The organism is Yoonia sediminilitoris (assembly GCF_003058085.1).
In the GTDB taxonomy this organism is placed as follows: Bacteria; Pseudomonadota; Alphaproteobacteria; order Rhodobacterales; family Rhodobacteraceae; genus Yoonia; species Yoonia sediminilitoris.
Genome location: NZ_QBUD01000009.1, coordinates 1 through 13,384, shown reverse-complemented (window position 1 = coordinate 13,384; position 13,384 = coordinate 1). Strand labels below are relative to the sequence as shown.

The following is a 13,384-nucleotide window of genomic DNA, read 5'->3' as shown; positions in this document are numbered from 1 at the left end:
CCGTAAGATGGATCCTGATCCATCTACCCGCGTTCTTTCCAACGCACCATCTGGCGCATGACTCCATGTAAAATCTGCACATCTGCGCGGGTCAGCGGCATGCGTGACCACAGGTTGCGCAAATTCATCTTCATGTTCGCGGCTTTGGCCTGCGGAAAAAAGAAACCAGCAGTCTCCAGCCGTTCTTCAAAATGACTGGCAAGCTTTTCTATTTCGATCTGTTCTGCCCAGTCAGCGACAGCATCCACACGCACAGGTTCAACCGGAGCCGCCTCGCGGCGCCATTCATAGCCGGTCAGCAGTACGCATTGCGCCAGATTCAGTGATGGAAAGTCCGGGTTCACCGGCACCGAGATAATCGCGTTGGCCCGGGCAATGTCGTCATTTTCCATGCCTGCGCGCTCCGGTCCGAACATGACCGCCACCCGCGCGCCTGCCGCGATGCGCGCGCGCGCGTCTTGCATGGCAGCTTGAGGTGTGAAAACGGGTTTGGTCAACCCGCGCGGCCGCGCGGTTGTCGCATAAACAAAATCACAGTCGGCAATCGCCGCAGGCGTTGTGTCGAACAATTGGGCCTCGTCCAACAGCCGCCCGGCCCCGCTGGCCATGGCGACGGCCTTCTGGTTCGGCCACCCATCGCGCGGATCAATAATCCGCATCCGGTCCAGACCGAAATTCCACATCGCCCGCGCCGCAGCACCGATGTTTTCGCCCATCTGCGGACGGATCAGGACAAAGGCAGGTTGCGGTTTGGGATCAGGCATTGGGGGTCCTTTGCAGCATCGCGGCCTGATACGCTGGCCATGCTGACTTGGCAAGTTTGCAATGATCTGCGCAAATTCCACAGGCCACTGCCCATGGCCAAACCGCCAAAACCACGCTAGAACCCGCCAAGAATAACCAAAAGCCCGGAACGCCCACCATGACGGACGCCCCTGAACACCCGCAAATCTATCTGATTACCCCGTCAGAATTTGATCTTTCCACTTATCCTGCGCAATTGGCCGAATGTCTGGACCAGACAGATGTGGCCTGCGTCCGTCTGGCACTTTCCACCAAGGATGATAGCCGCATCGCCAAGGCCGCGGATGCCCTGCGTGAAGTGACCCACGCCCGTGACGTCGCATTAGTGATCGACAGCCATGTCCTGATGGTCGAACGTCTGGGACTGGATGGCGTGCATTTGAACGATGGCGCCCGCTCTGTCGCCAAAGTCCGCAAGGATCTGGGCGATGACGCCATCGTCGGCAGCTTTTGTGGCAACTCACGACATGATGGCATGACAGCGGGCGAATTGGGTGTAGATTATGTCAGTTTTGGCCCCGTGGGTCAGACCGCCCTTGGTGATGGCAGACGGGCCGGGCAAGAACTTTTCGAATGGTGGTCATTGATGATTGAGGTTCCCGTGGTCGCCGAAGGTGCTCTAGACGCTGAGCTGATCCGTGCCCTTGCCCCGCATACCGATTTCTTTGGCATCGGCGACGAAATCTGGGCAGAGTCCGATCCGGCGTCAGCCCTCCGCACCCTGTATCAAGCCATGCTCGGGTAGCGCACTGCGCACCTGATCTTCCAGCGCTTTTGCCAGCGCCTTGCGGTTTTCGAAATCGTTCAGCTTTACTGGCGCATGATAGATTACGGTGACTTTGCCATGCTTGGCCGCTGCCAGACTGGCCAGTAAGTGCGGGGCAAAGTCCATGTCCCCCCACCAACCATAGAATCGCAGATCGGCCCCCTCTGGCGGGGTATAAACAACAGTCACGGCCTGTAGCTGCAAGTGCGGCGCCAACGCAGGGTCAAAGAAGGCCGCAAAAAGTGTTGGTTTGAATGGCAGCACGCGCAGCCCGTCCGTTGATGTCCCTTCAGGGAAAAACAGCAACTTGTGGCCAGCAGCAAGCCGTTCCCGAAAAAGCTGCACCTGTGCGGACGCCTCGCGCCGGTCGCGCTTGATAAAGACAGTGCCGGTCGCCCGCGCCAGCCACCCAATCGCGGGCCATCCAGCAACCTCCGCCTTGGCCACGAAGTAGATGCGCTTTCGGGCATTCAGCGCGAAAATATCGAGCCAGGAACTATGGTTTGCGACAACCGCCCCGGCCCCCTGCATCGGCGCGCCCTGACTTGCATAGCCCATGCCCAGAATCCGGAAACTGTTCCGGCACACCACTTGCGTGATATAGGGCGTGACAGGTCGGCGTTGTCCGAACAACGGCCATTCGATCAGGCGCACCACAAGCAGAATGAGCAACCCGCCAAAGACCAGCGTGCCCAGCGTCAAGCCACGCAACATCACCCGAAACCACCCCGTTGCCGTGATAGGCGGCAAATCCTCTTCCGGCACACCCTTCCAGCTTTCAGCCATGTTGTTGCATCTTTTCCAGCGTGCTGCGTTGAAAGGCCCCGACAGCCGCAGTGGGCAGGATCAGGCAAATATCAGTCGTGTTGAATGCGTGATCGACGTAAGCGCCATCCCCCACAACACCCCCAAGGCGCAGGTAGGCTTTGATCAGGGCGGGTGTTTCGCGCATGGCGGCAACCCGGTCAATATGATCTGCGGCGATCTGATCCATGCGCAGGGCATTCGGGCCACGCGGCACAACGCGCAACGGCGGCGGGGCCAGATGTCTTTGGTGTAAAAGGCTGAGTGCTCCTGCAAATAAATTCACGTCCGTGCCATGAAACGACGCGACACCAAATAACAAGGTAATATCCCGCCCGGCCACAAAAGCGGCAATTGCTGCCCACAAATGCATCAGTCCCGGACCGCCGCGATAATCCGGATGCAAACAGGAACGCCCTAATTCCAGCAGGTTTTGCCCACTCTCGCGCAGAGGGGTCAAATCGAATTCGCCGTCACAATAAAATCCGCCCGCAGCACAGGCGGCCTCTTGGGTCATCACCCGGTAGACACCGACAACCTGCCGATCATGGACCTGCGACAGATCGCGCAACAGAAAATGCGTGGCGTAGGGGTCAAAACGGTCGCGTTCGCGGTGTCCCACATGGTCGACCAATGGGCCGTCACCCCCCAGTTCAGCGACAAACACATCATAACGCAGGCGCTCTGCCGCCATCAGATCGGCATGCGACTGCGCGATACTGACGTGAAATTCAGGTCGTGTCTGTTTGGTCAAGGACTGGCGCTTTCATGCCTCTGGAGGACGATTCTTAGGACCTTGGTAACTATTTGGCAACCAATTCACCGGTAGCTATCACCACCAGTCTTTGAAACGATACGCGAAAATGTTAACCATCCCCATGGCTATGCGGACCCTATAAGGACCAGCTTCACTTGGTGACCATCAATGACAACTTTGCCTTCGTGTTGGAAGTTTACGGTGATCTTGCCGTTGATATTGGACTGAACCTGCCCCTGCCCCCATTCGGGCTGGCCGGGGTGTGCCACCATCATACCAGGACTAAGGATCGCATTGATGTCTGACATAACTGTCCTTTCAAAGAGGAAAACCACCATGACCACAGATATTGCGGCCCTTGTCGGTTCCCGGATTTGCCATGACCTTATCAGCCCGATCGGGGCGATCGGCAATGGTGTTGAACTTTTGGCCCTGACTGACGGCCACGCAGGCGCTGAAATGAGTCTGATCAGCGAAAGCGTACAAAACGCCAATGCGCGCATCCGCTTTTTCCGGATAGCCTTTGGTGCTTCCGGTGCTGACCAGTTGGTCGGACGGACCGAAACGCTCTCAATCCTGTCCGACATGGCGAGCGGCGGGCGTATGACCTACCACTGGATGATCACAGATGATCAACCGCGTCGGGACGTGCGCTGTGCCTTTCTGCTTTTGCTCAGCCTGGAATCGGCGATGCCGCTGGGCGGAGAGGTGCGCATTGAAATGAACGGCAACGCCTGGGCCCTGACCGCTGCCGGGCGCCGCATCATGATCGATGACGATCTGTGGGCAAGCCTGCAATCGCCGGACTCCGGATATGTGCATACCGCCGCACAAGTGCAGTTTGCACTGCTGCCTTCTTGTCTGGCAGAGGCCGGGCGCGTGCTGCACCCGCACCTGAGCGAAGAGCAGTTGATCATGCGGTTTTAGGCGCGAATAGTTCCGTCACCGGTCACAAGATATTTGAAGCTGGTCAATTGCACCGCGCCAACAGGCCCGCGCGCATGCAGCTTTCCGGTGGCGATTCCGATTTCGGCGCCCATGCCGAATTCGCCACCGTCGGCAAACTGGGTAGAGGCATTGTGCATCAGGATCGCGCTGTCGAGTTCACGAAAGAACGTATCGGCGATGGCCTGATCTTCGGTCAGGATCGCGTCGGTGTGGTTTGACCCATATTGGCGAATATGGGCGATTGCCCCATCCACCCCGTCAACAATTTTTGCCGCAATAATCATATCAAGAAACTCTTTCCCGAAATCCTCGGGGTTGGCCGCGACCGTGCCCGGCGCTTCAGCCAAGACACCTTCGGCGCGCACCTCAACCCCGGCATCGACCAGTGCGCGGGTCAGCACGTCGCCATATTTGTCGAAAAAGGCCTGATCCACCAGCACCGCCTCTGCCGCACCGCAGATACCCGTGCGACGGGTTTTTGCGTTGATAAGCACGGCCTTGGCTTTTTCCATGTCTGCGGCCCCATCCACGTAGATGTGGCAAATCCCTTCAAGATGGGCAAAGACAGGTACCCGTGCCTCGCGCTGGACCAACCCGACAAGCCCTTTGCCACCACGGGGCACAATCACGTCGATATGGTCGGTGGCCTGTAGCATCGCCGTCACGGCTGCCCTGTCACGGGTTGGCACAAGCTGCACAGCCGCCTCTGGCAATCCTGCCGCCTTTAGACCAGCCACAAGGCAGGCGTGGATCGCCTGGGAAGAATGGAAACTTTCCGACCCGCCCCGCAAAATCACCGCATTGCCGGATTTCAGACACAGCGCACCTGCATCCGCTGTCACATTAGGGCGGCTTTCATAGATCACGCCGATCACGCCAATGGGTGTGCGCACGCGGCGAATATGCAGGCCGCTGGGCTGCGTCCATTCTTCGGTCACTTCGCCAATCGGGTCTTTTTGCGCCGCCACTGCGCGCAGTCCGTCCGCCATTGCCTTGATCCGGGCCTCATCCAGCATCAGGCGGTCCATCATCGCAGGCGAAATGCCTTTGTCGGCACCGTAAGCAAGGTCTTTCTTGTTGGCCGCGATGATCGCCGCGCGCTGGTCCCAGATCGCATCTGCCGCCGCGTTCAATGCTGCTTCCTTCGCGGCTGCCGGAGCCGTGGCCAGTTGCGTTGCGGCAAGCCGTGCATCCGCACCGATTTGCGCCATCATTGGCCCGATTGCGTCGTGATCGTTCATGTGATGTCCCCTAAAGCACCATGTCATCGCGGTGGATTAATGCAGCCCGACCATCATAGCCCAACAGTGCAGCAATGTCAGCACTGCGTCGCCCCATTATCAGCCGGGACTCGGCGCTGGTATAGCGGCACAAGCCCTGCCCCAGCCCTTGCCCGTCCGTATCTTCGATCTTGACCAGATCACCCCGGCCAAAGCTGCCATGCACCGCGACCACACCGGCAGGCAGCAGGCTTTTGCCGCGCCCCAGCGCGTCTTTGGCGCCTTTGTCAATCGTCAGGGTACCGCGTGGTTTCATGGCTGAAATCCATGTCTTGCGAGCGGCTTGCGGGTCGGTTTGAGCGGCAAACCATGTGGATGGTGCGCCCTCTTCCAAGGCGCGAAGCGGGTGCAGTCCTGTCCCAAGCGCAATCGCCATATGACAGCCTGCTTCGGTCGCGATGCGTCCTGCCATCACCTTGGTAATCATCCCTCCCTTTGACAGGCCAGAGCCTGCATCGCCGGCCATTGCCTCTATCTCTGCAGTGATTTTCTGCACATTTGCAATATGTTGGGCATCGCTATTGATCTTGGGGTTTGCGGTATAGATCCCGTCCACGTCGGACAAAAGCACGAGTTGATCCGCACCCACTGTCACCGCCACCTGTGCGGCCAGACGGTCATTATCCCCATAGCGGATTTCATCGGTCGCGATGGTGTCATTTTCATTGACAATCGGGGTGACACCAAGACCCAACATGGTTTCCATCGTGGCCCGACTGTTGAGATAGCGTCGGCGGTTTTCAGAATCCTCAAGCGTGACAAGCACCTGGCCCGCGATAATGCCATGAGGGGCCAGTGCGACCTCGTAGGCGCGGGCCAGCCTGATCTGCCCCACGGCGGCCGCCGCCTGCGACTGTTCAAGTGTCAACGAAGCGGGCGGCAGGCCCAGCACACCCCGCCCCAGCGCAATCGACCCTGACGACACCAGTATGACATCGGTGCCCCGTGCACGAATTTTCGCGACATCTGCGGCCAGCGCGTGCAACCAGTCTTCCTTTAGCGCACCGGTCGCCGTATCAACAAGCAGGGCCGATCCGATTTTGACAACAAGCCGCTTGGCATCGGTCAGGGCTGCCATGGCGCGTCTTCCTGATCTTCTGCGGCCTCCTTGCGGTGGCGCAGCCGGTTTTCGTCAATCTCGTCACGCAGGGCGCGCAGCACCTCGGGGATTCCTTCGCGACTGACGCCCGACATCAGCAAGATCGGGCCGGGGCACACTTCGGCCACCTCGTCGCGCAGAAAGGCGCGCTCTTCTTCGTCCAGCGCGTCGATCTTGTTCAGAACGGTGATGCGGGGCTTGTCGGCAAGCGCGCCGCCATATGCCTCCAGCTCGTCAATGATTGTCTGGTAGTCGCCCGCAGGGTCGCCGGATGTCCCGTCAATCAGATGCAGCAACACAGCGCAGCGTTCCACATGGCCAAGGAACAAATCGCCCAGGCCGCGACCTTCGGATGCGCCAGCGATCAGGCCCGGAATATCGGCCACGACGAATTCGACATCATCGATCCCGACAACCCCAAGGTTGGGCACCAATGTCGTGAAAGGATAGTCCGCGACTTTGGGGCGGGCGTTGGATGTGGCAGCCAGAAAAGTGGATTTTCCGGCGTTTGGCATCCCCAACAGGCCCACATCGGCAATCAGCTTCAGCCGCAACCAGATCGTCCGCTCGACAGCTTCCTGACCCGGATTGGCCCGGCGCGGGGCCTGATTGGTCGCTGACTTGAAATGCAGGTTGCCCCAGCCGCCATTGCCCCCCTTGGCAATCACGACGCGCTGGCCCACTTCGGTCAGATCGGCAATCAGCGTTTCTTCGTCCTCATCAAGGATTTCGGTGCCCACTGGCACACGCAGGATCTTGTCGTCACCATCCTTGCCGGTGCGCTGGCTGCCCATACCGTGCTGGCCGTTGCCTGCAAAGAAATGCTGCTGATAGCGAAAGTCGATCAGCGTATTCAGCCCTTCGACCGCTTCGACAATGACACTGCCGCCATTGCCGCCGTCGCCACCGTCAGGGCCGCCATATTCGATAAATTTTTCACGGCGAAAGGAAATACAGCCCGCGCCACCGGCACCGGACCGGATATAGACCTTGGCAAGATCGAGGAATTTCATGACTTTGGGCTTTCCAGACTATTGTGCTGCCGCGATAGTCCATTCGCCGCGGCTTCTCAACCCGTCCCAGTGTGTGCGGGTCAGCAGATATTTGTAACACAGCGTCGGTTCATCCCGCGCAAACGCATGTTGGACCTGCTCGCCAAGCTGGCAAAAGCTGAGTTTGTGCAACACCCGGTCTGACCCCTCGTTGTCATGCCAGCAACTTGCGGTGATCTTTGTCAGGGCCGGGTCCTGAAAGGCAAAATTGATGGCCAAGCGCCCAAAATGGGTGGCAATCCCCCTGCCCCATGCGCTTTGACGGAAGCAATAACCAATGTCACCTTTGGTCACGCCCATTATTCCCAGAAGCACGTCATCCTCAAAGATACCCCAGACGAACCCATCGCCATCATACGGGCGGCATCTGCTTTGGGTAAAGCTGCGGTCCGGCGGCCATGGCCACGCCTCCAATTGCCGCACAACATCCCAATCGCTGACGATATCGTGCAGCGCATCAGTGTTTTGAGGTTGCAAGAACCGGTGTTGCAGCTTTGTCATGCGTTCAGACTTTCCCAGCGCTCACGGGTGAGCCGCATCCTGCGGCCCTGTTCGGTCCGTCCGGTTGCGGCGCATGTGATTGGTATCTGACCCACACCTATAAATCCAAGCCGATGAAGCAAGTGCGCCGATGGCGTGTTCGCGGTCATGTGACTGGCTGTAATCGCAATCTGTTCAGGGTCCGCGAAAAAATCGGTCAGTACCGCCTTTGCCGCTTCGGTCGCGTAGCCCCTGCCCCATGCATGCTCTGCCAGCCAGTAGCCCAGACTGTCGTCTATCCCGATTGCGCCAATGAACTGATCGCCCTGCCAGATCAGGCGGGCACGCAGCCGCCCTGCCGAAACCTCGGCGATGAACCAGTCGGCATCCTCCTGCGTGTATGGATAGGGCACGACGGCCAGCCACCGGCTAATATTCAGGTTGTTCAGGGCCGATGCAATCACCGCTGCATCCTGCGGCACTGGTGCGCGCAGGACCAGCCGCTGTGTACGCAAGGTAAGTAGGGTCATTCCCCGATTTTAAGCGTATATGTCCATGTTGGTACAGTCGCGCCCCGCGCCACGGAAAAGGCTTCTGCGTCGCCCAGATAATCAAAACCGCAGTTGGTCAATACACGCGCAGAGCCGGGGTTGTCCTGAAACACTTCCGCAAAGATGCGGTCTGACTGGTGCGGATTGGCTGCAATCAGCGTGCGCACGGCTTCGGTTGCAAAACCGGTGTTCCAGAACGCAGGCGCGATCCAATAAAAAATCTCGGATTGGGCGCGGTCCATCCGTTCAAGGCTGATGAGGCCCAATGCTTCGGCGTGGCCTTTGGCAGAGCCATCGATCACCCAGACATCTTCGGCGCGTTTATTTTGCGACGCCCGATCAATCATCGCCTCGACCGAACCGGGGGGCAGCGGATGCGGCATCGCGCGTGTGCCGCGTGCGACGCGATCGTCGGCGGCATACATCGCGATCAATCCCGCATCTGATTTGCGGCATGGGCGCAGGATGAAACGGTCCGCCGTGATCGTATCCTGCACGGTGATATCTTCATGTTTCACTGCTTTCCCTCCTCGAAAACAATTCGTTCCTGCCACCCCCTAAAATAACTTGGTGGCAGAAATATGAACGTCGGGGCCTCACTCACCCGGTCTCGCATTCCAGACCTTGCCCCAAAAGAAAAAGGGGACCGGTTTAACCGATCCCCCCATTAACATGTTCTGAGAATTTCGGCTTATTCAGCGGCCTCCGCCACGGGGAGAACCGAAATAAAGGTACGGCCCTTTAGGCCTTTGTGGAATTTGACGTTGCCATCAATGGTCGCAAAAATCGTATGATCCTTGCCCATGCCAACGCCCATACCGGGCCACATTTTTGTGCCACGCTGACGCATGATGATGTTGCCAGGAACGACTGTTTCGCCGCCGAACTTTTTAACGCCGAGGCGGCGACCTGCTGAGTCGCGACCGTTACGGGATGAACCGCCTGCTTTTTTATGTGCCATTGGTGTCTCTCCTTAGCCTTTTGCCAGCTCGGCCGCTTGTGCGATCCAGCCTTCACGTTCGATGCGGCCTTTGAACGACAGTTTTTCGTCCATCGCAGCCACGTCTGCTTCTGTCCATGCTGCGATCTGCGCGAATGTTGTCACGCCAGCTTCAAGCAGCTTCTTTTCAAGTGCGGGGCCTACGCCTGACAGTTTTTTCAGGTCGTCCGCGCCAGCGGCAGCCTTTGGCGCGGCCTTGGGCTTTTCTGCTTTCTCAGCAGCAGCCTTTGGAGCCGCCTTCGCCTTGGGGGCGGCTTTTGGTGTCGCTTCCATTGCCACGCCTGAGCCGGAAACGGCAGCCATCACGCCGGACTTGTCAGCACCCTTTTCAAGGATGTCGGCAATCCGCACCAGCGTCAGTTGCTGACGGTGGCCCTTTTTGCGCTGCGAGCCGTGCTTACGGCGGCGCTTGACGAAATTGACTGTCTTTTCGCCTTTGATCTGGTCGATGACTTCGGCCTGAACGCCCGCGTCAGCCACCAAAGGTGCGCCAACAGTCGAGCCGACCATCAGAATCTCGTTGAATTGAATTTTGTCGCCAGCCTTTGCTGCCAGCTTTTCGACACGAAGCACGTCACCCGATGTGACTTTATACTGCTTGCCGCCGGTTTTGAGAACCGCAAACATCTGTTATTCCTTCATCTTCCGCGTCTCTGAGGCCCCGGAGCGTTCCGGCGTTATGTACCTGTGGACTGCGCGCCCTTGGGCGATATTTCACATGACACCCCGACATACCCTTGTCGAGATGGGCGGCTTATCAAACCAAAGCCCTTGTAAGTCAACCCGGAATTGGGTGCGCGACGCAGACAAAAGCCGATTTTACGGCCCTAAAGCTCGCGACTGATGACAAACCGCGACGCCCCCAGCCCCAACGCCCGCGAGACATCATCGAACATCCCGTCAAAGGCAACAAACAAGGCATTGTTCAGGTCCTGTCCCGCAGGTGATGCCGTGAAGGTAATGTATGCCTCCAACTCTTCCTCCGACAGCGGCTGGAAGGCCAGCATCAGGTAGGCGTATAACCATTCCCGGGTCGTTGCCCTGATCTCGGCCTCCTGCTGCCAGACCTGTTGCAGCGCTGTCTCGGCGGTCAAGCCTTCAGGCATCGCGCCCCCGTCAATCAACCCGGACAAGAAGGCGTAGTTCGAGTTCATGGCACCAACGATGTTGGCTTCGATCAGGTCACCGGTTTCAATAAATCGGGTGACCTGCTGGAAACGGTCGGTTTTGTCGGCTGCTGCCAGGGCTGCCTGCTCCTTGCTTGCCTCCTCGACGGCCTGATCCAGAAACGCGCGTCGCGCGCTGGTCTCAAGGCTGACAATCGTGCGCCCTGTTTCCGACTGGAAAAAACCCAGCATCGCATCGACATCATCGCCTGCTAGTTCCTCGTCAAAGGCGGCGCGGACCTCTTCATACATTACCTGTGGATCATAGATATCAGACACCAGCGCGTCCCACCGCGCCTCGCGCCCCCCCGGCAACATCTGTTGCGCGACCTCGCTGCCATGTACCAGCCCTTCGGCACGCAGGATTTCGATCATTTCCGCCAGCCCCATAGCATCGAACAAGGCATCCAGTTTGTCTTGGTCCCGTTGCGCAAAGGCCGGCAAGCTAGCCACAAAAAATACAGCTGCCGCAATGGTGGCATAGAACAGGCGCATGAGAGACATTCCCTAGTTTCGACGACCTTAAACAGGATAAACACCCGTTGCCCCGAATCCAAGGGCACGCCCATATGTCCCAAGACTACAAATCCGGCTTGCGCCGGACGGATCGGCGGATTAGGAACCGTTTTTATCGCGGAGAGGTGCCGGAGTGGTCGAACGGGGCGGTCTCGAAAACCGTTGTGGGTGCAAGCCTACCCAGGGTTCGAATCCCTGTCTCTCCGCCACCACCCCATTTCTTTCATTTTCGCACAATGCTATTGACTAAATATTTTGCCATGTTTTCAGGGCAATGATAGCTATTCGGCTTTATGATGGATTTCTTTCGATTGTGCTGGTATTCTTACCTTGGGTGGTACGAATAGTGGTATTAAAATGGTGATGTCTGGTAAACTGACTAAGAAGCTAGTCGAAAATCTTGGGCCGGGCCGTCATGGTGATGGCAATGGTCTTTATCTCGTAGTTGATCCATCTCGCGCGCGTCGTTGGATAGTCCGAGTCACCGTCAAAGGGCAGAAGAACAGGAAAGGCGCACCGCTGCGCACAGACTTTGGCCTTGGCGGTGCTGATATCGTCACCATCAATCAGGCGCGAGATAGGGCGCTGGAATATCGCCGGATGGCGAAGCAAGGCCTCAATCCCCGTTTTAACGCGCACAGAGAGGTGCCCACGTTCGAAGAAGTCGCGCAGCAAGTCCACATTGATCGCATGCCAACATGGAAAAACCAGAAGCATGGGCAGCAATGGATCAATACGTTGCGCGACTATGCCTTCCCGAAGATTGGACGGATGCCAATTGATAGCATTGATCAGCCTGAGGTTTTGATGTGCCTCTCGCCGATCTGGACCGAAAAGCACGAAACCGCAAGGCGCTTGTCCCAGCGGATAAAGATTGTCTTGGACGTCGCAAAATCGAAAGGAATGCGCTCGGGGGAGAACCCGGTGACGGCAATTAAAGACGCGCAAGTTCTGCCGAAGGTGAAGGCTAAACCGAAACATCATAAAGCGATGCGCTGGCAAGATGTGCCCGCCTTCTATGCTGACCTGAAATCGCGAAATGCCATGTCCGCACATGCGTTGCGCTTCACTTGCCTCACCGGTTCTCGGACGAATGAGGTTCTCGGAATGCGTTGGCCGGAGATCGACTTCGATGCGCGCTTGTGGACCTGCCCCGAAGAACGGATGAAAACTGGTGAGCCGCACCGTGTGCCTTTGACTGATGAAATGCTCGCAATCATTGATCCGCTGCGTGATCTAAGATCCGAATTGGTGTTTGAGGGGCAGACACGGCATAAACCACTGTCCAACATGTCGATGCTGATGTTGCTGCGTCGGATGAAAGTTGAGGGCATCACGGTGCATGGCTTTAGATCGACATTTAGGGACTGGGCATCTGAAGTTGCAAATGCGCCGCGTGAAGTCGCAGAGATGAGCCTTTCCCACCGCGTTGGTTCAGAAGTTGAGCGGGCTTATGCGCGGTCTGATTTACTTGAAAAGCGAAGGTCCCTGTTGGAGCAGTGGTCTGGATTTATCACAAACGGCCGATCTTCGGAGGGAGCTGATGGCTGAAGTTGGTATCAACGAATTCGATTTGCAGTTTATTGAGCTCTTTAGGATCGCTCTGAGCGAAGAGACCAACGAATTACGGCACCGAGCTATCAAGAATGTTAAGCACGATGTCGTAAACGGGCGGATCGAACTGTTGATGAAGGAAAAGGGCCCGAAGTGGGCCTCTGACGCGACGAATCGAAACTTCATAGAATGGGTGGCCGCAACATCGATTCAAAGAAATGACGCGGCCTACGAGTTTTCAGAAACCGGCAAGCGTTATGAAGCAAAAAATGAGCGAAAGCTCAATATTGCCGAACATATCGGAAACGTCATCTTTCTCTCGATCAGGGATGGGAAATTTGAAGGTGTTCAAGTTAATGGCGGGATCCTTGAACGAAGAGATGACCTTAGAGCGCGGGGATATTTGGACTAGACAGGGTAATGATGCTCAATTTTTCCATACCGAGAATGACCGGATCATCCACAGATGGCAAACCTATGCAGGCCGCTATAGCGAGAAAACGGTTGTTCGGCTGTCCGTCGTCAGGGTTTTTGGGACCAAGAGCGTCCGAACCTAAGAGAGAGTTTGGCTCATCTGTTTGGTTTGATTATGCGGCGTGCTGGCGGT

General features: G+C 57.3%; 17 protein-coding genes and 1 tRNA gene. 5 read left to right on the top strand and 13 right to left on the bottom strand.

The features are described 5' to 3' along the window. Nucleotides 1-23: 23 nt before the first annotated feature. Nucleotides 24-764: an RNA methyltransferase gene (locus tag C8N45_RS15440; protein ID WP_108387278.1), complete on the bottom strand. Its 741-nt coding sequence runs from the start codon at nt 762-764 to the stop codon at nt 24-26. Nucleotides 765-922: 158 nt separating this feature from the next. On the opposite strand from C8N45_RS15440, the gene C8N45_RS15435 reads away from it, so the two are divergent. Beyond that, nucleotides 923-1,549: a thiamine phosphate synthase gene (locus C8N45_RS15435; protein ID WP_108387163.1), complete on the top strand. Its 627-nt coding sequence runs from the start codon at nt 923-925 to the stop codon at nt 1,547-1,549. Here the strand turns inward: C8N45_RS15435 and olsA are convergent. From olsA to C8N45_RS15420, 3 genes are all read right to left on the bottom strand, one after another. Continuing rightward, a complete protein-coding gene (gene olsA / locus C8N45_RS15430) occupies nt 1,511-2,356 on the bottom strand; it encodes a lyso-ornithine lipid O-acyltransferase (protein ID WP_108387162.1) in 846 nt (281 codons plus the stop codon). The two genes, C8N45_RS15435 and olsA, sit on opposite strands and share 39 nt — an antisense overlap. Beyond that, complete coding sequence (olsB, locus tag C8N45_RS15425; RefSeq protein WP_309499067.1) at nt 2,349-3,128, bottom strand: L-ornithine N(alpha)-acyltransferase; 780 nt, start codon at nt 3,126-3,128, stop codon at nt 2,349-2,351. Before olsB ends, olsA begins: the two co-directional genes overlap by 8 nt. A 128-nt stretch (nt 3,129-3,256) precedes the next feature. Beyond that, a complete protein-coding gene (locus C8N45_RS15420; RefSeq protein WP_108387276.1) occupies nt 3,257-3,439 on the bottom strand; it encodes a DUF3553 domain-containing protein in 183 nt (60 codons plus the stop codon). A gap of 28 nt (nt 3,440-3,467) precedes the next feature. On the opposite strand from C8N45_RS15420, the gene C8N45_RS15415 reads away from it, so the two are divergent. Continuing rightward, nucleotides 3,468-4,058, top strand: a complete 591-nt coding sequence (locus tag C8N45_RS15415) for a histidine phosphotransferase family protein (protein ID WP_108387161.1) — start codon at nt 3,468-3,470, stop codon at nt 4,056-4,058. On the opposite strand, the gene C8N45_RS15410 is transcribed toward C8N45_RS15415, so the two are convergent. From C8N45_RS15410 to C8N45_RS15370, 9 genes are all read right to left on the bottom strand, one after another. Then, a complete protein-coding gene (locus tag C8N45_RS15410; protein ID WP_108387160.1) occupies nt 4,055-5,320 on the bottom strand; it encodes a glutamate-5-semialdehyde dehydrogenase in 1,266 nt (421 codons plus the stop codon). The genes C8N45_RS15415 and C8N45_RS15410 overlap by 4 nt on opposite strands. 10 nt (nt 5,321-5,330) lie before the next feature. Continuing rightward, nucleotides 5,331-6,437, bottom strand: a complete 1,107-nt coding sequence (gene proB / locus C8N45_RS15405) for a glutamate 5-kinase (protein ID WP_108387159.1) — start codon at nt 6,435-6,437, stop codon at nt 5,331-5,333. After that, nucleotides 6,425-7,471, bottom strand: coding sequence for a GTPase ObgE (gene obgE, locus C8N45_RS15400; RefSeq protein ID WP_108387158.1), 1,047 nt, complete (start codon nt 7,469-7,471; stop codon nt 6,425-6,427). The genes proB and obgE overlap by 13 nt, the downstream gene beginning before the upstream one ends. Before the next feature lie 18 nt (nt 7,472-7,489). Next, on the bottom strand, nt 7,490-8,011 hold the full coding sequence (locus C8N45_RS15395; protein ID WP_108387157.1) for a GNAT family N-acetyltransferase: 522 nt from the start codon (nt 8,009-8,011) through the stop codon (nt 7,490-7,492). Continuing rightward, a complete protein-coding gene (locus C8N45_RS15390) occupies nt 8,008-8,520 on the bottom strand; it encodes a GNAT family N-acetyltransferase (RefSeq protein WP_108387156.1) in 513 nt (170 codons plus the stop codon). The genes C8N45_RS15395 and C8N45_RS15390 overlap by 4 nt, the downstream gene beginning before the upstream one ends. After that, nucleotides 8,517-9,059 (bottom strand): GNAT family N-acetyltransferase, encoded by a 543-nt coding sequence (locus C8N45_RS15385; protein ID WP_108387155.1) that lies wholly within the window; start codon nt 9,057-9,059, stop codon nt 8,517-8,519. The genes C8N45_RS15390 and C8N45_RS15385 overlap by 4 nt, the downstream gene beginning before the upstream one ends. A 173-nt stretch (nt 9,060-9,232) precedes the next feature. Then, nucleotides 9,233-9,502, bottom strand: a complete 270-nt coding sequence (gene rpmA, locus C8N45_RS15380; protein ID WP_108387154.1) for a 50S ribosomal protein L27 — start codon at nt 9,500-9,502, stop codon at nt 9,233-9,235. Nucleotides 9,503-9,514: 12 nt separating this feature from the next. Then, nucleotides 9,515-10,168, bottom strand: a complete 654-nt coding sequence (locus C8N45_RS15375; protein WP_108387153.1) for a 50S ribosomal protein L21 — start codon at nt 10,166-10,168, stop codon at nt 9,515-9,517. Between the two features lie 200 nt (nt 10,169-10,368). Continuing rightward, nucleotides 10,369-11,202: a DUF2059 domain-containing protein gene (locus tag C8N45_RS15370; RefSeq protein ID WP_245882690.1), complete on the bottom strand. Its 834-nt coding sequence runs from the start codon at nt 11,200-11,202 to the stop codon at nt 10,369-10,371. 140 nt (nt 11,203-11,342) lie between these two features. Here C8N45_RS15370 and C8N45_RS15365 point away from each other — a divergent pair. The 3 genes from C8N45_RS15365 to C8N45_RS15355 all read left to right on the top strand — a co-directional run bounded on the left by C8N45_RS15365 (nt 11,343) and on the right by C8N45_RS15355 (nt 13,189). Next, nucleotides 11,343-11,432, top strand: a tRNA-Ser gene (locus C8N45_RS15365). 121 nt (nt 11,433-11,553) lie between these two features. Further along, the gene (locus C8N45_RS15360; RefSeq protein ID WP_245882689.1) at nt 11,554-12,774 is read left to right on the top strand and encodes a tyrosine-type recombinase/integrase; all 1,221 of its coding nucleotides are present in this window, start codon (nt 11,554-11,556) and stop codon (nt 12,772-12,774) included. Beyond that, the gene (locus C8N45_RS15355) at nt 12,767-13,189 is read left to right on the top strand and encodes a hypothetical protein (protein WP_108387150.1); all 423 of its coding nucleotides are present in this window, start codon (nt 12,767-12,769) and stop codon (nt 13,187-13,189) included. Before C8N45_RS15360 ends, C8N45_RS15355 begins: the two co-directional genes overlap by 8 nt. Nucleotides 13,190-13,384: the final 195 nt, after the last annotated feature.

Bases quoted from the DNA above. Each gene is read 5' to 3' on its own strand.
- C8N45_RS15440 (WP_108387278.1), bottom strand. From the start codon at position 764: ATGCCTGATCCCAAACCGCAACCTGCCTTTGTCCTGATCCGTCCGCAG.
- C8N45_RS15435 (WP_108387163.1), top strand. From the start codon at position 923: ATGACGGACGCCCCTGAACACCCGCAAATCTATCTGATTACCCCGTCA.
- olsA (WP_108387162.1), bottom strand. From the start codon at position 2,356: ATGGCTGAAAGCTGGAAGGGTGTGCCGGAAGAGGATTTGCCGCCTATC.
- C8N45_RS15420 (WP_108387276.1), bottom strand. From the start codon at position 3,439: ATGTCAGACATCAATGCGATCCTTAGTCCTGGTATGATGGTGGCACAC.
- C8N45_RS15415 (WP_108387161.1), top strand. From the start codon at position 3,468: ATGACCACAGATATTGCGGCCCTTGTCGGTTCCCGGATTTGCCATGAC.
- C8N45_RS15410 (WP_108387160.1), bottom strand. From the start codon at position 5,320: ATGAACGATCACGACGCAATCGGGCCAATGATGGCGCAAATCGGTGCG.
- proB (WP_108387159.1), bottom strand. From the start codon at position 6,437: ATGGCAGCCCTGACCGATGCCAAGCGGCTTGTTGTCAAAATCGGATCG.
- obgE (WP_108387158.1), bottom strand. From the start codon at position 7,471: ATGAAATTCCTCGATCTTGCCAAGGTCTATATCCGGTCCGGTGCCGGT.
- C8N45_RS15395 (WP_108387157.1), bottom strand. From the start codon at position 8,011: ATGACAAAGCTGCAACACCGGTTCTTGCAACCTCAAAACACTGATGCG.
- C8N45_RS15390 (WP_108387156.1), bottom strand. From the start codon at position 8,520: ATGACCCTACTTACCTTGCGTACACAGCGGCTGGTCCTGCGCGCACCA.
- rpmA (WP_108387154.1), bottom strand. From the start codon at position 9,502: ATGGCACATAAAAAAGCAGGCGGTTCATCCCGTAACGGTCGCGACTCA.
- C8N45_RS15375 (WP_108387153.1), bottom strand. From the start codon at position 10,168: ATGTTTGCGGTTCTCAAAACCGGCGGCAAGCAGTATAAAGTCACATCG.
- C8N45_RS15370 (WP_245882690.1), bottom strand. From the start codon at position 11,202: ATGCGCCTGTTCTATGCCACCATTGCGGCAGCTGTATTTTTTGTGGCT.
- C8N45_RS15355 (WP_108387150.1), top strand. From the start codon at position 12,767: ATGGCTGAAGTTGGTATCAACGAATTCGATTTGCAGTTTATTGAGCTC.